This window comes from Actinomadura nitritigenes (assembly GCF_017573545.1).
GTDB lineage: Bacteria > Actinomycetota > Actinomycetes > Streptosporangiales > Streptosporangiaceae > Spirillospora > Spirillospora nitritigenes.
In genome coordinates this window covers 126676-146341 of record NZ_JAGEOK010000025.1, presented here as the reverse complement: position 1 = coordinate 146341, position 19666 = coordinate 126676, and the positions used below count along the sequence as shown (strand labels likewise).

Sequence of the window (19666 nt, the reverse complement as noted above, 5' to 3'; positions counted from 1 at the left end):
CCGCATCACCGAACAGGGAGCAGAACCAGCGATGAGACAGAAGTCCCTCCGCACCCTGCTGGCCGCGGCGGCCGCCGCGGTGCTCGCCGCCGCCGGGCTCACCGGCCCGGCGGCGGCGCCCGCGGCGGCGGCCGGAACGAACCTGGCCGCGGGCAAGATCGTGTCCGCTAGCAGCTCCAACGGCCAGTACACCGCCGCGAACGTCAACGACCGGAACCAGGCGACCTACTGGGAGAGCGCCGGTGACGCCTTCCCGCAGTGGATCCAGGTCGATCTCGGCGCCTCCGTCGACACCGACGAGGTCGTCCTGAAGCTCCCGACGGCGAACTGGGGCGCTCGCACCCAGACGCTGTCCGTGCAGGGCAGCACGGACGGGACGACCTACACCGACCTCGTCGGCTCCGGCGGCCGGGTCTTCGACCCCGCCGCGGACGAAACCGTGACGCTGACCTACGACGCCGAGCCGACCCGCTACCTGCGCGTCCGGATCACGGCCAACACCGGCTGGCCGGCCGCGCAGCTGTCCGAGCTGGAGATCTACGGACCGGCCACCGGAGACCAGACGGCGCCGACCGCTCCGTCCGGGCTCGCGTTCTCCGAACCGTCCGCCGGGAAGATCAAGCTGACCTGGACCGCCGCGTCCGACGCGGTCGGCGTCACCGGATACGACGTCTACGCCAACGGCGAGAAGCGCGCGAGCGTCGCCGGCGACGTCTTCACCTACACCGACGACCAGCCCGCGACCGCGACCGTCTCCTACTTCGTGCGCGCGCGGGACGCGGCCGGCAACGTCTCGGGCGACAGCAACGTCGTGACCCGGCAGGGGCAGGGCGGCGGGACGAACCTCGCCGCAGGCAAGCCGATCACCGCGTCGTCGCACGCCTCCTCGTTCGCCGAGGGCAACGCCAACGACAACGACCCCGCGACCTACTGGGAGTCCGCCCCCGGCGCCTACCCGGCCACGCTGACCGTCGACCTCGGCGCGAAGGCCGATCTCACCTTCGTGGTGGTGAAGCTGAACCCCGACGCGGCGTGGGCGAGACGCACCCAGACGTTCGAGGTGCTCGGTCGCGGCGGTCCGAAGGACCCGTTCACGACCATCACGCCCGCCGCCGCGTACACGTTCGACCCGTCCACCGGGAACACCGTGACGATCCCCGTCACCGCGAACGCGGCCCAGGTGCGGCTCCGGTTCACCGCCGACTCCGGTGCGCCGGGCGGCCAGGCCGCCGAGTTCCAGGTCATCGGCACCCCGGCGCCGGCTCCGAACCTGACCGTCACGAACCTGGCCTGGGCCCCCGCCGCCCCGGACGAGACCGACGGCGTCACGCTCCACGCGACAGTCGAGAACATCGGGACGGGCACCGCGGACCCGAGCACGCTCGACTTCCTGGTCGACGGGACGAAGGCGGCGTCCGCGCAGGTCGGCGAGCTGGCAGCGGGCGCGTCCAGCACCGTCTCCGCCTCGATCGGGACGCACGAGGCCGGCGGCCACACGGTCGCCGCCACGGCCGACGCGGGCGACGACGACGTCGAGCTGAACGAGACCGACAACACCGCGAGCGCGACGCTGACGATCGCGCAGGTGCCGAGCTCCGACCTGGTGGCGCAGACCGTCACCTGGAGCCCCGGCAACCCGCAGGCCGGCGACGCGGTCAGGTTCTCGGCGACGCTGCGCAACGACGGCACCCAGGCCACCGCCGGCGGGTCCCACGGCGTCACGCTGACGATCCTCGACGGCGGCACCGCGGTGAAGACGCTCACCGGCTCCTTCAGCGGCTCGCTCGCGCCAGGCGCCGCCGCCGCGCCCGTCGACCTCGGCACCTGGACGGCGGCGAACGGCCGCTACACGATCAGAACCACCGTCGAGGACGACGCCAACGAGGTGCCGGTCAAGCGCCAGAACAACACCTCAACGCAGCCCCTGTTCGTCGGGCGCGGCGCGCACCTGCCGTTCGACATGTACGAGGCCGAGGACGGTGCGCTCGGCGGCGGCGCGGCGGTCGTCGGCCCGAACCGCACGATCGGCGACCTCGCCGGTGAGGCGTCCGGCCGCCGCGCCGTGACGCTGAACTCCACCGGCAGCAGCGTCGAGCTCACCACCAAGGCGCCCACCAACACCCTCGTCACCCGGTACTCCATCCCGGACGCGGCGGGCGGCGGCGGCATCGACTCGACACTCGACGTCTACGTCGACGGGACGTTCCTCAAGGCCATCGACCTCACCTCCCGGTACACGTGGGTGTACGGGAACGAGGCGGGCCCGAGCGACTCGCCGGGCGCCGGACCTCCCCGCCACATCTACGACGAGGCGAACCTGATGCTCGGCACGACGGTGCCGGCCGGCCACAGGATCAGGCTTCAGAAGGACGCCGCCAACACCACCACCTACGCCATCGACTTCATCAACACCGAACTGGCGACGGCCAAGCCGAACCCCGACCCGGCCACGTACGCCGAGCCCGCCGGGTTCACCCACCAGGACGTCCAGAACGCCCTCGACAAGGTGCGGCAGGACCCGTCCCTCACCGGCGTCTACCTGCCGCCGGGCACCTACGACACCGCACAGAAGTTCCAGGTCTACGGCAAGGCGATCAAGGTCGTCGGAGCGGGCCCCTGGTTCACCCGGTTCCGGACGCCGCCGGACCAGCAGAACACCGACGCCGGATTCCGCGCGGACGCGACCGCCGATGGCTCGACGTTCTCCGGGTTCGGGTTCTTCGGCAATTACACGTCCCGGATCGACGGCCCCGGAAAGGTGTTCGACTTCTCGAACGTCGGCGACATGACGATCGACGACGTCTGGGCCGAGCACGTCGTCTGCCTCTTCTGGGGGACGAACGTCGACCATTCCACGATCGAGAATTCCCGGATCCGCGACACGTGGGCGGACGGCGTCAACCTCACCAACGGAAGCTCCGGGAACCATGTCGCGAACGTCGAGACCCGCAGCACGGGCGACGACGGTTTCGCGCTGTTCCCCGCCACCGACGACCACGGCGAGCAGGAGACCGGGAACGTCTTCGAGGACCTCACCTCGCTGCTGACCTGGCGCGCGGCCGGGCTCGCGGTCTACGGAGGCGGCGGCAACACCTTCCGCGACATCCACATCGCCGACACCCTCGTCTACTCCGGGATCACGATCGGGACGCTGCAGTTCGGCGGCATTCCCGCCCTCGGCTTCGAATCGGACCCGAAGACGACGTTCGAGAACATCTCGCTGATCCGGGCCGGCGGGCATTTCTGGGGGAACCAGACCTTCCCCGCCCTCTGGCTGTACTCGGGCGAGTTCCCGTTCCAGGGCATCCGCATCAACGACGTCGACATCGTCGACCCGACCTACTCGGGGATCATGTTCCAGACGAAGTACTCCGGAGGGCAGCCGCTCAAGCCGATCACCGACACGGTCCTGACGGACGTCACCGTCTCCGGCGCCCGCAGGAGCGGTGACGCGTTCGACGCCAAGTCCGGATTCGGGATCTGGGTCAACGAGATGCCCGAACCCGGCCAGGGCCCGGCGGTCGGCTCCGCCGCCTTCAACGGCCTGACCCTGCACGACAACGCGGAGGACATCAGGAACACCACGACCACATTCACCATCACCGGGAACCCCTGACCCGGGGAACCGGGAGCGCAGTGTTGGGAGGCGCCCGCGTCTCCCGAGTGCCCGCCCCCGGCCCTGGCCGGGGGCGGGCACGCATCACTCCGCGTGGGCGAGGACGTGGTGGACGAGCTCGCGGAGCGGGCCGCTGAGCTGCGCCTCGCCGACGGTGGCGTGCCGGCCGTCGATGTCGATGTCGTACACGAACTGGTCGGGGATCCGACCGGGCGGCGGCACCGCCGCCAGGTCGACCCGGCCGACGAGCCGCGCCAGCACCGGGTCGGTCGCACTGTCGGCCTCGGCCCGCCGCCGGATCCCGGCGAACCCGCCGCTGCGGACGACTGTCACCCTCACCGCACCGTCACCGCCCCACGCCCTCGTCAGCCGACCCTGTCACTGTGTGACGCCTACCGTTCCTCAACAGTGTCCGGGAGTGGAATTCGTACCCGGGTCCCGGTTCTGCACGCGTCCCGAACGGTGTCGGACACGCTGGTCGCCCGCGTTCTCCTCGCCCGCGTCCGGGGCCGTGCATCAGGTGCGCGTTCCGTGACGTGGTGGCGGGATCCCTCGCGCCCCCGGTCACCGAGGTCGGCCTGGACGGTCCGATGCCCGCCGTCATCGCTCTGGTGGTGGCGGGGCGGTGCCGTCCGTCGCCGGATCGGGTGCCCGAGGGCGCGTCGCCTGACCGCGATGCTCGCCGCATCGTGCCGGGAAATCCTGCGGTTCGGGGTGCTCATCGGCTCGCGCCAATGCTGCGCACCCCACTTGGAGGTGTAAGCCGGATCCACGGCCACGATGGCCAGGCCCGCCTCGGCGGCCATCGCCACCAATCTGTCCTTCAGCCTGCCTGTGGGCATGCCGGAGATCAGTTGCCGGAACCGCTTGCGGCGGCCGTGTCGCTCTCGGGTCTTCTCGGCCGCGAAGTCCAGGTCTTCGATGCCGATCGCTGCGACTCCGCAGGAGGCCGCCCAGTGCAGCAGCCGGGTGATGGCGTGCCGGACCTGCGCGTCGCGATGGGCGGACGATCCGGACAGGTCGTAGTCGAAGCAGCGCGGCCGGCCGACGGGGTTGCCGTGCCGGTCCAGATGCCAGGCGGCGAAGTGGTCGGCGTTGGTGTCCACACCGATCACGCCCTTGATGCGCGCGGCCTCCAGGGGGACCGTGGGGACGGTGGCGCGACGCCAAGACGCGGTCAGGTACCAGCGGCCCCGCTCGACGTCCAGGTGGATGCGGTAGGAGACCGCGCGGTTTCCCTCGACGCGGTCCGCCCACTCGGTGCCCCGGTGGGGGAAGGCGACACGGGCCGTCAGCACGTACCGGCGGCGCGGCGCGTTGGCCAGGTACGCCAACGGCGCCGGAAGCCGGATCGAGACCTCCCCGCCGGGGGTGACGCGGATGGTCTCGTTGCCGTACCGCTTACCCGCCTCACCGTCGGCCTGCAGGAACCAGCGTTCGGCCTCCCACCGCTGCCGCCACTCGTTCTCGGTGAGCCGGGTCTCGTCGAGATGGTGGCGGGCGTTGAGGAGCCCGCGGCCGCCCCGCACCACCCGCACACGCCCGGCATCCCAGTCGGCCCGCTCGGCGGCGAGCCGGTCTTTCAGCGCCTCCAGGCGGCGTGACTTGACGAACCATTCCCCTCTGGACCTGTAGCCGCCCGGGGCCCGCTTGGTCCCCGGCTCGCCGATCGGCAGCGACAAGCGGTGTTCCAGCGTCCGCACACCGGCCTCCAGAGACCGCATGTGCGCGAGCCTGCCTCGTCGCGCCGGCGCCCACTGGTCGTGCGTGGCCTTGGTGATCGAGCCGGCCCATCGCGCCGAAGACTCGCCCGTCAACTCCCGCTTGCGCATCGCCCACCGATTGGCGTCGTGGCTCAGGCCATCAGCACAGCGAGTTCTCAGATCGCGGCCGGCCAGCGCCCCCAGGCGCGCGCCGACCGACCGCAGCACCTGCTCGTCCTGGGCGGTCAGGCCCCTGAGCCGGTCACGGATCGCTGTCCCCGACGGGCCCGGCGCCACGAACTGCGCGGCGAAGGAGGCGGCAGGCCCATGACCGGAGGCGGAGGGCGACATGGCGGACACCCTAAGTCACTCCATTCGAACGTGCAATCGACTTGCTCCACGAGCGTTGGACCCTCAAGCGCCGGTGACGCCTACCCCTTTCCATGCGTTGGCCACCGCGGTCGTCTCGGCGGAGTCCGCGCCGTAGAGCCGGGTCGCGGTCTGCACGGTCGCCGCGGCGAAGCCCGCGAAGTCGACGGCGCTCGCCAGCGACCCGCCGGTGAGGGTCTCGTACCAGACGCGCCCGGCCTTCTCCCAGGCGTGCCCGCCGATCGCCGAGGCCGCGAGGTAGAACGCGCGGTTCGGGATGCCGGAGTTGGTGTGGACGCCGCCGTTGTCCTCGTAGGTGTGGACGTAGCCGCTCATGTGGGCGGGCTGCGGGTCCTTGCCGAGCTGCGGGTCGTCGTAGGCGGTGCCGGGCTCCTTCATCGAGCGCAGCGCCACGCCGTGCACGCCGGCCGCGAGCAGCCCCTGCCCGATGAGCCAGTCGGCCTGGTCGGCGGTCTGGCCGAGGTGCCACTGCTTGATCAGGGAGCCGAAGACGTCGGAGACCGACTCGTTGAGCGCGCCGGACTGCCCCGAGTAGTCGAGGTCGGCGGTGTACTGCGTGACGCCGTGGGTCAGCTCGTGCCCGGTGACGTCGAGCGCTCCGGTGAAGTCGGTGAAGATCCTCCCGTCGCCGTCGCCGTACACCATCTGCTCGCCGTTCCAGAAGGCGTTGTCGTACCGTTCGCCGTAGTGGACGGTCGAGATCATCTTGAGGCCGGCGCCGTCGATGGAGTTGCGGCCGTAGGCGGCCTCGTAGAACCCGAAGGTCGCGCCCAGCCAGTCGTAGGCCTGGTCGCAGGTCTTGTCGCCGGTGGGCGCGGCGCCCTCGGCGCGGACGGTCCTGCCGGGCAGCTCCTCCTTGTGCCCGGCGTCGGCGATCATCCGGTCGGGGGCGGCGGGACCGGCCGGGGCGGGGGCTGCGGCGCGGGTCGCCAGGCGGCGTTCGGTGGCGTGGGCGGAGGTGAGGGCCAGGGTAGCGCGGGCCCGCGCGCGCAGCGCCGGGTCGTCGGCGTTGCGGGCGATCCGCTCCAGCATGTGCGGCGGCACGATGTGGCATCTCATGCGTCCAACGCTGACAGCTCCCCGTGGGGCAGGCCACACCTTCGTCCGTCACCGCGCGGCCGAAACCGGTCACAAAGCGTGACCGGATCCCGGACGGGCGGTGAATCCAGGGGACTTGTGAAGATCCTGCGGAGATGCCGGGGCGGCGCAACGAGGCACCCGGGCGCGTGCGCGAGAATGAACGGGTGACCCTCTACCGCGACGAAGGCATCGTCCTGCGCACCCAGAAGCTGGGCGAGGCCGACCGCATCGTGACGGTGCTGACCCGGCGCAGCGGCCGGATCCGCGCCGCGGCGAAGGGGGTCCGCAAGACCAAGTCCCGTTTCGGCGCGCGGCTGGAGCCGTTCACGCACGTCGACCTCCAGCTGTACGAGCGCCGCTCGCTCGACCTGATCACCCAGGCCGAGACGCTGCGCCCGTACGGGGAGGCGCTGGTCACCGACTATCCCCGCTACACCGCGGGGACGGCGATGCTGGAGACCGCCGACAAGCTGGCCGGCGAGGAGGGCGAGCCCGCGCTGCGGCAGTTCCTGCTGCTGGTCGGGGGGCTGCGCACGCTCGCCGAGCGCGGCCACGACCCGCGGCTCGTCCTGGACGCCTTCCTGCTGCGCTCGCTGTCGGTCGCCGGGTGGGCCCCGGCGCTGGACGAGTGCTGCCGGTGCGGCACCCGCGGCGGGCTGCGCGGGTTCGCGATCGCGGCGGGCGGCGCGGTCTGCGCGAACTGCCGGCAGCCCGGCGCCGCGACGCCGGCGCCGCCGACGTTCGCGCTGATGCTGGCCCTGCTGCGCGGCGACTGGGAGTACGCCGACGCCAGCGAGCCCCGCCACCGGGTGGAGAGCAGCGGCCTCGTCGCCGCCTACCTGCAGTGGCATCTGGAACACGGGATCCGCTCGCTGCGGCACGTCGAGCGCGAGGGCGCCGGCGACCCGCCGGACGGCGCGGGCCGCAGCGACGACACCAACAGGGAGAGAGTGTGAGAAGGGCCGTTCTGCCCCCGGAACCGCATCGGGGCGGCGCGACGCCGCCGCCGATCCCCGCGGACCTGGTGCCGCGGCACGTCGCCATCGTCATGGACGGCAACGGCCGCTGGGCCAAGGAGCGCGGGCTGCCGCGCACCGAGGGGCACAAGCGCGGCGAGGACTCGCTCTTCGACGTGATCATGGGCGCGATCGAGCTGGGCGTGCCGTACCTGTCGGCGTACGCGTTCTCCACCGAGAACTGGCGGCGCTCGCCGGACGAGGTCCGCTTCCTCATGGGCTTCAACCGGGACGTGATCCGCCGCCGCCGCGACCAGCTGCACTCCATGGGCGTGCGGGTCCGCTGGGCGGGCCGCCGCCCCCGGCTGTGGCGCAGCGTCATCAAGGAGCTGGAGACGGCCGAGGAGATGACGCGCGACAACGACGTGCTCACCCTGCAGTTCTGCGTGAACTACGGCGGCCGCGCCGAGATCGCCGACGCCGCCGCCGCGATCGCCCGGGACGTCCGGGACGGCCGGCTGAACCCCGACAAGATCACCGAGAAGGTGTTCGCCCGCTACCTCGACGAGCCGGGCATCCCGGACGTCGACCTGTTCCTGCGGTCGTCGGGGGAGCAGCGCACCTCCAACTTCCTGCTCTGGCAGTCGGCGTACGCGGAGATGGTCTTCCTCGACACGCTGTGGCCGGACTTCGACCGCCGGCACCTCTGGCACGCGTGCGAGCTGTACGCCAGCCGGGACCGCCGGTACGGCGGCGCGCTCCCCAATCCGGTGGAGCCCACCGCCGCGACCGGCTGACGCGGGCCCGGCTCAGACCAGGGCCGCGTCGAGGGTGATCGTGGTGCCCTTGAGCGCCTGGCTGACCGGGCAGTTCTCCTTGGCGTCCTGCGCCGCCTTCTCGAAGGCGTCCGCGGACAGGCCCGGGACGCTCGCCCGGACCGTCAGGTGGATGCCGGTGATGCCCTCGCCGGGCTGGAAGGTGACCTCCGCCTTGGTGTCCACCTTCTCCGGCGGGTTCCCGGCGCCGGCCAGGCCGTGCGAGAGCGCCATCGAGTAGCAGGTCGAGTGGGCCGCGGCGATCAGCTCCTCCGGGCTCGTGCGGCCGTTCGGCTCCTCGCTGCGCGACGCCCACGTCACGTCGAACGTGCCGACCTTGGAGGAGTCCAGCGAGACCGTGCCCTGGCCGCTGAGGAGCGGCCCTTCCCAGTGCGCGTTGGCGGTGCGTGTCGTAGCCATGATCCGATTGTCTCCCACGCCGGTCCGGCCGGCGTCGAGGCCCCCGCGCCGCGGGCGGCGCGGGGGCCTCCGCCACGTGCGGACGGGCGTCAGTTCACGTTCACCGCGGACCAGGCGGCCGCGACGGCGTTGTACTGGGTGCTGCCCGTGCCGTACAGGTCCTTGGCCGCGTTCAGGGTCGCCGTGCGGGCGGCCTTGTAGTCGGTCGAGGACGTCATGTACGTGGTGAGGGCGCGGTACCAGATCTTCGTGGCGGCGTCGCGTCCGATGCCGGTGACCGTGGAGCCGTTGGACGTCGGGCTGTCGTAGGAGACGCCGTTGATCGTCTTGGCGCCGCTGCCCTCCGACAGCAGGTAGTAGAAGTGGTTGGCGACGCCCGACGAGTAGTGCACGTCGAGGTTCTTGGTGGTGGACGACCAGGCGTCCGGCGACGTGCCGTCCTTGCTGGGCCTGTCCATGAAGCGGAGCGCCGCCTTGCCGAAGCCGGGCAGGACGACCTTCTCCCCGACGAGGTAGTCGCCGAGGTCGGCGGAGTTGTTCGCGTAGAACTCGACGGCGGCGGCCATGATGTCGGACGTCGCCTCGTTCAGCCCGCCGGACTCGCCGGAGTAGGTGAGGTTCGCGGTCGCGGACGTGACGCCGTGGGTCATCTCGTGGGCGGTGACGTCCAGGGCGGTGAGCGGGCCGAGCTGGGTGCCGTCGCCGTCGCCGTACGTCATGCAGAAGCAGGAGTCGTCCCAGAACGCGTTGGCGTAGCCGTTGTCGTAGTGGACGCGGTTGAACGAGCCCTTGCCGTCGCCGTTGATGCCGAGGCGGCCGAACACGTTCTTGTAGAAGTCCCAGGTCTCGTTGGTGCCGAACTGGGCGTCCACGGCGACGGTCGCCCGGTCGGACGTCGTCCCGTTCCCCCAGTGATCGTCGGCGTCGGTGAAGATCGTCGCCGGGGCCCGGTAAAGGCAGAACGACAGGAAGCAGAAGTCCGTCTGGTTCTGCGCGTCGCCGGTGTAGGTGCCGCCGCGGGTGGGGTCCTTCAGCTGGTAGGCGCCGCCGGAATTCGTGGTCTCCAGCGGGACGGTCCCGGTGTAGAGGGAGCGGCCGTCGCCGGCGTCGGTGCGGATCGTCTCCTCGCGCAGCAGGACCTTGCCGGTCGCCGCGTCGACGGTGGTGAGGAGGCGGCTGGGCGTGCCGTCGGCCTGCCTGCCGGCGGTCTGGACGCGCCAGGCGAGGCGCGGCTGATGGTCGGCGGTGCGCGCCTCGACGACGAGCTGCGCGGCGCCCTGCGTCCTGTGGCCCTTGGTCAGGGCCTTCCGGGTGGCCGTCTTGGCGGGGAGCTCGGGGCTGGCGTCGGCCGGCGCCTTGGCGAGGGTCAGGCTGCTGCCGCGCCACGTCCCTCCGGCGGACTGGTGGACGACGATGTCGCCGCCCAGGACCGGGAGCCCGTCGTAGGTCCGGGTCATCCGGGTGTGGGACGTGCCGTCCCGGTCCACCGCGACCCCGACGACCGTGAACGACTGGCCGCCGCCGTCGCGGGTCTGCGCGCCGTGCGCGGGCAGCGCCTTGAGCGCGTGCGCGGCGGCGGTCCGCGGGTCGGGGGGAGGCGGGGCCTGCCGCGCGGACGCCGGCAGCGCGGTGCCGGCCGTCGCGAGCAGGGTCGCCGACGCCAGGAGCGCGGTCCGCCGGCTGGTGATCGCCCGTCTTGTCATGAACGCCCTCTCGTGCGGAGCGCCATGGCCCCCCGAGAGGCCCGCCGTCGGGCCCACCGTGGCAATGGGACATTTATGACATACGAGGATTTAGTTGTACCTGTTACAAACAGCCAAAAGACCGATACGCAGCGTGTGAACTACGCGCCTTGCGCCGCGCCTGCGGAACCGGGCGCCGGGCGCACGGGACGGAAGCGCGCCCGGGAACGTACCAGGGCGCGCGTCTCGATCAGCGGGACGCGGACCGGCAGTCCGCGCACGTCCCGAACACCTCGACGGTGTGCGTGATCTCGGCGAACCCGTGCTCGGCGGCGATCGCGTCCGCCCAGCGCTCCACGGCCGGGCCCTCGACCTCGACCGTCCGGCCGCACGCGCGGCAGACCAGGTGGTGGTGGTGCTGCTCGGTCCGGCAGGCGCGGTACACCGCCTCGCCCTCGTCGGTGCGCAGCACGTCGACCTCGCCGGAGTCGCTGAGCGCCTGCAGCGCCCGGTACACCGTCGTCAGGCCGATCTTGGAGCCGTCCGCGCGGAGGTCGGCGTAGATGTCCTGGGCGCTGCGGAAGCCCTCGCAGCCGGCCAGGACCTGCCGCACCGCGTCGCGGCGGGCCGTCGTCATCCCTTGATCACCTCCGCCTCGGCCTCCACCCGCGGTCGCTCGCCCGGCCCGGCCGCACCCGGGAGGACGTTCCCGGCCCGGCGGGCGCGCCTGCGGCGCACCACGGTCCCCCCGGCGGCCGCCGCCAGGAAGAGCGCCAGCGCCAGCAGCACGATCGAGGGACCCGGGGGAAGATCGTACTGGAAGGAGCCCGCGAGACCCGACACCGCCGACAGTACACCGACCCCCATCGCCAGCAGCATCGTGCTCCGGAAGCCCCGCGTGACCTGCTGCGCCGCCGCCACCGGAACGACCATCAGCGCGCTCACCAGCAGCAGCCCGATCGCCCGCATCGCGATCACCACGGTCACCGCGGCGGTCACCGCGATCAGCGCGCTGAGGAACCGGACGGGCAGCCCCGCCGCCCGCGCCACGTCCTCGTCCTGGCACAGCAGGAACAGCTCCCGGCCGAACACCGCGACGATCCCGAGCACGACGACCGCGAGCGCCGCGACCACGTACAGGTCGGACGCCGACACGCTGCTGATCGATCCGAACAGGTACGACTGCAGGCTCGCCCCGCCGCCCTGCGCGTTGGTGAGGATCACGCCGCCCGCCAGCCCGCCGTAGAACAGCAGCGCCAGCGCCACGTCCGCGCCGCTGCGGCTGCGGGCGCGCACCACCTCGATCGCCACCGCGCCGAGCACCGCCACCACCAGCGCGCCCAGCACGGGCGACGACCCGGTGAGCAGCCCGAGCCCGATGCCGGTCAGCGCGACGTGCCCGACGCCGTCGCCGAGCAGCGACAGCCGCCGCTGCACGATGAACGTCCCCACCGCCGGCGCCGTCAGGCCGATCAGCACCGCCATCACCAGCGCGATGCGCATGAAGTCGAACTGCAGCATCTCCGTCACGCCGCGCTCCCCGTCCGGCCGCTCGCCATGCTCCCTGCGCTCTCGCGCGCCACCCGGCCGTGCTCCAGCTCGACCGTGCGGGTGATGAGCGGTTCCATCGGGCCGAGCTCGTGGGCGACCAGCACCACCGTCCGGCCCGCCTCCGCCAGGCCGCGCAGCGTCGCCGCCAGCGCCGCCTGGCTCGCCGCGTCCACGCCCGCGGTCGGCTCGTCCATCACGAACGCCTCCGGCTCGCCGGCCAGCGCGCGGGCGATCAGTACCCGCTGCTGCTGCCCGCCGGACAGCAGGTGCGCCGAGTCGCGGGCCCGGTCGGCGAGGCCGACGGCCTCCAGCGCGCGGTTCACCGCGGCGCGGTCGGCGGCCCGGTCGGTGACCAGCGCGGGCAGCCAGCGCGACCGGCGCGCGATCCGCCCGGACGCCACGACCTCGCGGACCGTCGACGGGACGCCGCCGCCCATCGGCAGCCGCTGCGGGACGTACCCGACGCGCCGCCAGTCGCGGAACCGGGCGGGCGGCTCGCCGTAGATCTCGGTCCGCCCGGCGGCCAGCGGGACGAGCCCGAGCAGCGCCTTGACCAGCGTGGACTTGCCCGCCCCGTTCGGCCCGAGGATCGCCAGCACGTCGCCCGCGCCGACCCGCAGGTCGACGCCGGACAGCACCTCGCGGCCGTCCCGCCGGACGACGCCGCCGGTCATCGCGAAGGGCGGCGCCGCCCCGCCGCGGTCCGTCGCGGGCACGCCGTCGGTCATGAGCACTCCAGGGCGGTCCGCAGGGTCCGCAGGTTCCGGTCCATGATGGACATGTAGTCGTCGGAGGAGCCCTTCTCGACGCCCTCCACCGGGTCGAGCACGGCCGTCCGCACGCCCGCCTCCCGGGCCAGCGAGTCGGCGACCTTCGAGCTGACGAGCCGCTCGGTGAAGATCGTCGTCGCGCCCGCCGACCGTACCTCGCGGGTCAGCGCGGCCAGCCGTTTCGGCGACGGCTCCATCGACGCGTCGATGCCCGCGACCGACACCTGCCGCAGCCCGTACCGCTCGGCGAGGTAGCCGAACGCGGCGTGCGCGGTGACGATGTCGCGGCGGGCGCAGTCCTCCAGGCCGTCGCGGAACCGCCGGTCGAGGCCGGACAGCTCGGCCGCGACGGCCCCGGCGCGCTGCCGGTAGGCGGCCGCGTGGGCGCCGTCGGCCCGGGCGAGCCGGTCGCCGAGGGCGGTCGCGACGGTGGCCATCCGGACGGGGTCGAGCCAGACGTGCGGGTCGTAGCCGACGTCGGCGTGCCCCCGGTCGCCGTCGTGCTCCTCGATCTCGCTCTCGTCGCCGGACGGTGGCGGGAGCGTCGTCACCAGGCTCGCGGCGTCCAGCGACCGGTCCTTGGCGTGCTCGCGGACCGCGTCGTCGACGGCGGGCTGGACGCCCTTCACGTACACGGCGAGGTCGGCCTTCTCGACCTGGGCGACCTGCCGGGCCGTCAGCTCCAGGTCGTGCGGCTCGGCGCCGGGCCTGGTCAGCGTCCGGACGTACACGTCGCCGCCGCCGACGCGCTCGGCGAGCCAGGCGGCGGGGTAGAAGGACGCCACGACGGCCGTCCTGCCGGGCGGGACGTCCGCGACCGCGCTGCCGCAGCCCGCCAGCGCCGCGCCGAGCCCGGCGGCGGCGAGGGCCGCGGCGGGGACGGTGCGGAACCGGATGCGGGGTCGGGGCATGCTCCGATTATGGACGAAGATGAAAACGGTTGTCAAAACCGCCCAATGCCCCGCCCCAGGGCGAAACCGACCAGCACCACCAGCGCCGCGATCCGCAGCACCCGGCCCTGCGCCTCCAGTTCCGGCCAGTTCAGGAACGCGAACCAGGCCAGCGCCGCCGCCAGCACCAGCAGCCCCGCCGCCGCCACCCAGCCCGTCCCCGCCATGCCGATCACCAGCAGCGCGAACACCGCGACGAGCAGCACCCCGCGCGGCAGCCGGTGCAGGAAAACCACCGGCGCCGCGCTCCACCGCTCGACCGCCGCCCGCACGCCGCCCGCCGGCCGGTCCCGTCCGCTCCGAGTCTCCACGGGGCCAACGTACTGCGAGGATGGGCGGATGATCGCGATAACCCGGTACCGTGTGCCCGCCGCGGACGCCGACGGCTTCGCCGACCGCATGACCGCGGTGCTCACCGCGCTGTCCCGGAGCACCGGATTCCGGTCCGGACGGCTCGCCAGGACCGTCGACGAGCCCGGCCTGTGGGCGCTGGTCACCGAATGGGACGGCGCCGGCCACTACCGCCGCGCCCTCGGCTCCTACGAGGTGCGGCTGGAGTTCATGCCGCTGGCGGCGCTCGCCGTGGACGAACCCGGCGCCTACGAGATCGTCAGCTCCGCCTGACCGCGGCCCCCCGCCTGACCGCGGCCCCCCGCCTGACCGCGGCCCCCCGCCTGACCGCGGCCCCCCGCCTGACCGCGGCCCTCCGCCTGACCGCGGCCCTCCGCCTGACCGCGGCCCTCCGCCCGACCGCGGCCCCCGCCCGGCCGGTCTCACCGGCCGACCGAGGCCGGAGCCCGCGCCCGGCCGACCGAGGCCGGAGCCCGCGCCCGGCCGACCGAGGCCGGAGCCCGCGCCCGGCCGACCGGGGCCGGTCCGGCCGAAGGTCAAGCCGGTCGGCGGCCAGGCTGATCGCTGATCAACGAAGCGGGAAATACCGGGGCAAGAAGCGGCGGGACCCGGTTTCGGCCCCGCCCCGCAAGGTCATCTTCGCCTGGTCATGATCATGCCGACGGCCCGCGGGGGAGACGGCCCCGGCGGGGCCGGCCCGCCTCGGGGGAGAAGTGATGCGCCGTGTCGTCTCGCAGACCGCTGTCGTCCTGCTCAGCACGGCCACCGGGACGGCCGCCGTCGCGGGCGTCGGCGCCTTCCACGCGGCGGCCCCCACGCGGTCCTCAGCCCACGAGGCCACCACGCTGATCCTCGGCGCGCCCCGTAGCGCACCTCGTGGCGCGCCTCGGGCGGCGCCCGCCGAGGCGAGGCCGCACTCGGTCACCTACCAGGGCGTGCGCGTTCCCGTCCCCGCGGGCTGGGCGGTCGTCCGGCTCGACGAGGACCCGTCCGCCTGCGTCCGCTACGACCGGCACGCCGTCTACCTGGGCCGCCCCGGGCCCCAGCCGGACTGCCCGGCGCGGGTCGTCGGCCGTACCGAGGCCGTCCACGTCCAGCCGCTGCACGACGTCGCGGCGTCCCGCACGGTCGTGCACGCCGACAAGCTCGGCTCGTTCACCGTCAGGCCGTCCGTCGGGCACGAGACGAGCCTGGCGCTGCCGGAGGCCGGCATGGGCATCACCGGCGTGTACGGGACCGATCCGGCGGCGCTCCAGCGGATCCTGCGCGGCACCCGGGTGACCGCGAAGCCCCATGCGCACGCGAAGCCCCATGCGCAACCACAGACGCCTGCGGACGCGCAGCCGCAGGACACGATGAAGCCCGCCGCGGCGCCCCCGGGGCCGGCCGCCCAGCGCAGAGCCCCGGCGGACCCGCCGCCGGACCGGCTGGACTACGCGTCCGGCAAGGGCTTCGACACGTGCACCGCCCCGTCGCTCTCCACGATGAAGGCGTGGCGCTCCTCGTTCGACGTCACCAACATCTACATCGGCGGCGCAGCGCGCGGCTGCGAGCAGCCGAACCTCACCGCCGCGTGGGTGAAGAAGGTCCGCAAGATGGGGTACCGGATCCTGCCCACGTACGTCGGCCTCCAGCCGCCGTGCGGGACGCGCCCGCAGAAATTCACCGTGAGGAACGCCGCGTCCAAGGGCAAGAAGACCGCCGCGGACGCCGTGGCGAAGGCCAAGGCGCTCGGCATCCCCGTCGACAAGCCCATCTACCTCGACCTGGAGGCGTACAAGAGCAAGAACGCCTCCTGCAAGGCGGCCGTGCTGCGCTTCGTGAACGCCTGGGTCAAGAAGGTCAAGCAGAAGCACTACAAGCCCTGCCTCTACGGCAGCGCGAGCTCAGGCGTCCACGACGTGGGCGCCGCCAAGGGGGTCGCCAGGCCCGTCGGGATCTGGTTCGCCAACTGGGACGGCAAGGCCCGCGTGTACGGCGACCGGTTCCTGCCGGACGACTGGTGGCCGCCGCACCGCCGCATCAAGCAGTACCGGGGCGCGCACAGGGAGCGGCACGGCGGCGTCACCCTCAACATCGACAGCAGCCTCGCCGACGGCCGCGCCTACTGACCACCGGCCCCGGCCGGCGCTCCCGTCCCCGCATCGGAGCCTCCGGCGCCCGCGACCGGCCGGCCTCCCGGGGCCGCCGCCGGACCGCCCGACACGCTCCGCGGCGGTGCCGTCCGGGGACCCTTTCCGGTGCCCTAAGCTGGGGAATGCTCTGAGGCGCCGGGGAGACCGCGCCTCACCGCTCTCACAGCGAACCATCACCGGGGATCACCATCGCCGCCGTCCCGCCGTCCGCGCCGGGGCCGGGGCGTTCGCACTGACCCGCCGACCGCCAGCCGGATGGAGAGAACACTCATGGCACGCCGTTCCGATGTGCTGGACACGATCGTCAACCTCGCCAAGCGGCGGGGCCTGGTCTACCCGTCGAGCGAGATCTACGGCGGGCTCCGCGCCTCCTGGGACTACGGGCCGCTCGGGGTCGAGCTGAAGAACAACGTCAAGCGCCAGTGGTGGAAGGCCATGGTGCAGGGCCGCGACGACGTCGTCGGCCTGGACTCGTGCGTCATCCTGGCGCGCGAGGTCTGGGAGGCCAGCGGCCACGTCCAGGCGTTCGTCGACCCGCTCACCGAGTGCCAGTCCTGCCACAAGCGCTTCCGGGCCGATCACCTGGAGGAGGCCTACGAGGAGAAGCACGGCAGGCCGCCCGCGAACGGGCTCGCCGACATCACCTGCCCCAACTGCGGGGTGAAGGGCTCGTTCACCGAGCCGAAGATGTTCAACGGCCTGCTCAAGACCTACCTCGGCCCCGTCGAGGACGAGTCGGGGCTGGCCTACCTGCGCCCCGAGACCGCGCAGGGCATCTTCATCAACTACCTGAACGTCCAGCAGTCCGCGCGCCGCAAGGTGCCGTTCGGCATCGGGCAGATCGGCAAGTCGTTCCGCAACGAGATCACCCCGGGCAACTTCATCTTCCGGACCCGCGAGTTCGAGCAGATGGAGATGGAGTTCTTCGTCAAGCCCGGCAGCGACGAGGAATGGCACCAGTACTGGATCGACGAGCGCCTGCAGTGGTACGTCGACCTCGGCATCCGCAAGGAGAACCTGCGGCTGTACGAGCACCCGGGGGAGAAGCTGTCGCACTACTCCAAGCGCACCGTCGACGTGGAGTACAAGTTCGACTTCGTCGGCAGCGAGTGGGGCGAGCTCGAGGGCATCGCCAACCGGACGGACTACGACCTGTCGACGCACTCCAAGGCGTCCGGCGCGGACCTGTCGTTCTTCGACCAGGAGTCCGGCGAGCGCTTCACCCCGTACGTGATCGAGCCCGCGGCCGGCGTCGACCGCTGCACGCTCACGTTCATGATGGACGCCTACGCCGAGGACGAGGCGCCGAACGCCAAGGGCAAGCTGGAGAAGCGGACCGTGATGCGGCTCGACCGGCGCCTCGCCCCGGTCAAGGTCGCGGTGCTGCCGCTGTCGCGCAACGCCGACCTGTCGCCGAAGGCCCGCGACCTGGCCGCGCAGCTGCGCCGCAACTGGAACGTCGACTTCGACGACGCGGGGGCGATCGGCCGCCGCTACCGCCGGCAGGACGAGATCGGCACGCCGTTCTGCGTCACCGTCGACTTCGACACCCTCGAGGACGACGCGGTGACCGTCCGGGAGCGCGACTCGATGAGCCAGGAGCGGATCGCGATCGGCCAGGTCGAGTCGTTCCTGGCCGCCCAGCTCGTCGGCTGCTGACCCGGCGGGACTCGGACTCGACGACGGACTCGGGCGCGGACTCGCGGACGGGCCCGGCGCACGCGGTCGCGGGCCGCCCCCTTCGCGTGGGGGCGGCCCGCTTCCTTTTCGGGAGCGATCGCTCACGGGAGCACGTCGTGGGGGAGCGCACCCCTCGGAGGGATCAGCTGGTGACGTACAGGGTCTGGTCGTAGGTGCCGGACCCGGCGGTGGTCTCGCCCTGCAGCTGGTAGGTCGCGGTGACGGTGGCGGTGGACGGGCAGAGGAAGTTGCTGCCGGACTGCTTGTTCACCGTGGCGCCGTTCACGCCGACCTGCGCCTGGTTGTTGCTGGTGACGGGGCGGTTCGGGTTGTCGGGGTTGTAGCCGTTGGCGGTGAGGTTGCCGCCGAAGACGCAGGTGATGCCGCCGAACAGGTCGACGACGGCCTTGACGCTGAAGTTGGCGATCGTGACCGCCGCGTCGCGGTTCGCGGTGTGGCCGGAGTCGTAGACGACGCTGCCGCCGGTCCACGGCAGGTTCTGCGCGGTGATGGCGACGGAGGCGGTGCCGGTGCAGCTGCTGAAGTTCGCGCCGCTGATGCTCAGGCCGGTGCCGTCGGAGTTGATCGATCCCGTCATCGTCGACTGGCTGCAGGAGCCGCTGCCGATCGACGTGGAGACGGTCGCGTTGCCGAGCAGCGAGGCCTGCACGTTGCCGGAGTAGGGGGCGGCGGTGGCCGATCCCTTCCGGATGGTGGTGCCCGCGGCCGAGGCCGGGGCGATCCCCGCGGCGAGGACGGCCAGCGCGGCGGTCCCGACGATCGCGGTCTGTCTGATTCGTGCCACCGGAAACTCCTCTGTCCGGTTCGGGGTGGGCAACGCGAAAGTAATTCGCCTTTCCCGGCCCGGCAATGGGCGCGCGCCGAAGGCGCCGTGGCCGGATTGGGACACCAGCCAGTGTCTGCTGGTAACGCCGGATGGGTGCGGGCCGGGTAGGGGGCTGTGGCGCGGAGCCTGGTTGACAGAGTCCCGACTCCATGCTTTCTCGCTTTGTTGCGGTCCAACGCGTCCGGTCGCGAAGTGGCCTAGATTGGGCGGATCATGGCCGCCCCAGCGGCCCCGCGACGGCTGAGGGACGGAGGAGGGCCATGCGCGAACCGCGCCGCTCGCCCGCCGCCGCCCGCTGGCTGCTCGCCATCGCGCTCGGACTGCTCGGCCTCGCCGGAGCGCCCGCCGCGGACGCCCTCAGCGCGGGCGCCCTCGCGGGACCGTCCGGAGCCGCCGTCGCCACCACCGCCGACTCCGGTGCCCGCACCGTTCGCGTCGGCACAGTTCGCGTCGGCGCTGGTCAGCGCGCTATCGGACGGGCGTCCTCGCCCCGCCCGGCGCACGCCGTCGCGGGGTCGGCGCGGCACCACGCCGGGCCGTCCGCGCCGGTCACGCCGGTTGCGTTCGCGCCCGCCGGCCCGGACGTCCGCCCGGTGCTCGTCCGGACCGTCCGTCCCGCCGCAGGCTTCACCGAGCCCGTCGTCGCCGCGACGGGCGGGCCGCGGGGACGCGCCCCTCCCACCACACGGATCTGACGTTCCGTCCAGCGGCGCCGCGCCT

18 protein-coding genes are annotated in these 19666 nt (G+C 72.8%); 7 read left to right on the top strand and 11 right to left on the bottom strand.

Translation table 11 applies throughout. The features are described from left to right. Positions 1-31 precede the first annotated feature (31 nt). Positions 32-3616, top strand: a complete 3585-nt coding sequence (locus tag J4557_RS33480; RefSeq protein WP_208270770.1) for a discoidin domain-containing protein — start codon at positions 32-34, stop codon at positions 3614-3616. Between the two features lie 84 nt (positions 3617-3700). On the opposite strand, the gene J4557_RS33475 is transcribed toward J4557_RS33480, so the two are convergent. The 3 genes from J4557_RS33475 to J4557_RS33465 all read right to left on the bottom strand — a co-directional run bounded on the left by J4557_RS33475 (position 3701) and on the right by J4557_RS33465 (position 6768). Continuing rightward, a complete protein-coding gene (locus J4557_RS33475; RefSeq protein WP_208270769.1) occupies positions 3701-3955 on the bottom strand; it encodes a protealysin inhibitor emfourin in 255 nt (84 codons plus the stop codon). Positions 3956-4008: 53 nt separating this feature from the next. Continuing rightward, positions 4009-5670, bottom strand: a complete 1662-nt coding sequence (locus J4557_RS33470) for a transposase (RefSeq protein ID WP_208270768.1) — start codon at positions 5668-5670, stop codon at positions 4009-4011. Positions 5671-5733: 63 nt separating this feature from the next. After that, a complete protein-coding gene (locus J4557_RS33465; protein WP_208270767.1) occupies positions 5734-6768 on the bottom strand; it encodes a M4 family metallopeptidase in 1035 nt (344 codons plus the stop codon). Positions 6769-6953: 185 nt separating this feature from the next. Here J4557_RS33465 and recO point away from each other — a divergent pair, with 185 nt between their 5' ends. Together recO and J4557_RS33455 are read left to right on the top strand one after the other, a co-directional pair. Continuing rightward, a complete protein-coding gene (gene recO, locus J4557_RS33460) occupies positions 6954-7745 on the top strand; it encodes a DNA repair protein RecO (RefSeq protein ID WP_307800355.1) in 792 nt (263 codons plus the stop codon). Then, positions 7742-8542 (top strand): isoprenyl transferase, encoded by an 801-nt coding sequence (locus J4557_RS33455; protein ID WP_208270766.1) that lies wholly within the window; start codon positions 7742-7744, stop codon positions 8540-8542. The genes recO and J4557_RS33455 overlap by 4 nt, the downstream gene beginning before the upstream one ends. Before the next feature lie 12 nt (positions 8543-8554). Here the strand turns inward: J4557_RS33455 and J4557_RS33450 are convergent, their stop codons facing one another. The 7 genes from J4557_RS33450 to J4557_RS33420 form a co-directional block, all read right to left on the bottom strand. Continuing rightward, positions 8555-8980, bottom strand: a complete 426-nt coding sequence (locus tag J4557_RS33450; RefSeq protein WP_190856170.1) for an OsmC family protein — start codon at positions 8978-8980, stop codon at positions 8555-8557. 89 nt (positions 8981-9069) lie between these two features. Then, entirely contained in the window at positions 9070-10683 is a 1614-nt protein-coding gene (locus tag J4557_RS33445) for a M4 family metallopeptidase (RefSeq protein ID WP_208270765.1), read from the bottom strand. A 229-nt stretch (positions 10684-10912) separates the two neighbouring features. Further along, positions 10913-11299, bottom strand: a complete 387-nt coding sequence (locus tag J4557_RS33440) for a Fur family transcriptional regulator (RefSeq protein ID WP_151539109.1) — start codon at positions 11297-11299, stop codon at positions 10913-10915. Beyond that, a complete protein-coding gene (locus tag J4557_RS33435; protein ID WP_208270764.1) occupies positions 11296-12192 on the bottom strand; it encodes a metal ABC transporter permease in 897 nt (298 codons plus the stop codon). The genes J4557_RS33440 and J4557_RS33435 overlap by 4 nt, the downstream gene beginning before the upstream one ends. Continuing rightward, positions 12189-12941 (bottom strand): metal ABC transporter ATP-binding protein, encoded by a 753-nt coding sequence (locus J4557_RS33430; protein ID WP_372442558.1) that lies wholly within the window; start codon positions 12939-12941, stop codon positions 12189-12191. The genes J4557_RS33435 and J4557_RS33430 overlap by 4 nt, the downstream gene beginning before the upstream one ends. Next, positions 12938-13894: a metal ABC transporter substrate-binding protein gene (locus J4557_RS33425; RefSeq protein ID WP_208270763.1), complete on the bottom strand. Its 957-nt coding sequence runs from the start codon at positions 13892-13894 to the stop codon at positions 12938-12940. Before J4557_RS33425 ends, J4557_RS33430 begins: the two co-directional genes overlap by 4 nt. Positions 13895-13926: 32 nt before the next feature. Then, positions 13927-14244 (bottom strand): DUF6703 family protein, encoded by a 318-nt coding sequence (locus tag J4557_RS33420; protein ID WP_208270762.1) that lies wholly within the window; start codon positions 14242-14244, stop codon positions 13927-13929. 28 nt (positions 14245-14272) lie between these two features. Here J4557_RS33420 and J4557_RS33415 point away from each other — a divergent pair, with 28 nt between their 5' ends. The 3 genes from J4557_RS33415 (at position 14273) to J4557_RS33405 (ending at position 18078) form a co-directional block, all read left to right on the top strand. After that, on the top strand, positions 14273-14557 hold the full coding sequence (locus J4557_RS33415) for an antibiotic biosynthesis monooxygenase family protein (RefSeq protein ID WP_190856165.1): 285 nt from the start codon (positions 14273-14275) through the stop codon (positions 14555-14557). A 443-nt stretch (positions 14558-15000) separates the two neighbouring features. Continuing rightward, complete coding sequence (locus J4557_RS33410; RefSeq protein ID WP_208270761.1) at positions 15001-16395, top strand: glycoside hydrolase domain-containing protein; 1395 nt, start codon at positions 15001-15003, stop codon at positions 16393-16395. A 294-nt stretch (positions 16396-16689) separates the two neighbouring features. After that, positions 16690-18078: a glycine--tRNA ligase gene (locus J4557_RS33405; RefSeq protein WP_208270760.1), complete on the top strand. Its 1389-nt coding sequence runs from the start codon at positions 16690-16692 to the stop codon at positions 18076-18078. A gap of 163 nt (positions 18079-18241) precedes the next feature. Here J4557_RS33405 and J4557_RS33400 read toward each other — a convergent pair whose 3' ends face one another. After that, positions 18242-18904: a hypothetical protein gene (locus J4557_RS33400; protein WP_208270759.1), complete on the bottom strand. Its 663-nt coding sequence runs from the start codon at positions 18902-18904 to the stop codon at positions 18242-18244. 302 nt (positions 18905-19206) lie between these two features. On the opposite strand from J4557_RS33400, the gene J4557_RS33395 reads away from it, so the two are divergent. Further along, positions 19207-19641, top strand: a complete 435-nt coding sequence (locus J4557_RS33395; RefSeq protein ID WP_208270758.1) for a hypothetical protein — start codon at positions 19207-19209, stop codon at positions 19639-19641. The last annotated feature ends 25 nt before the right edge of the window (positions 19642-19666 follow it).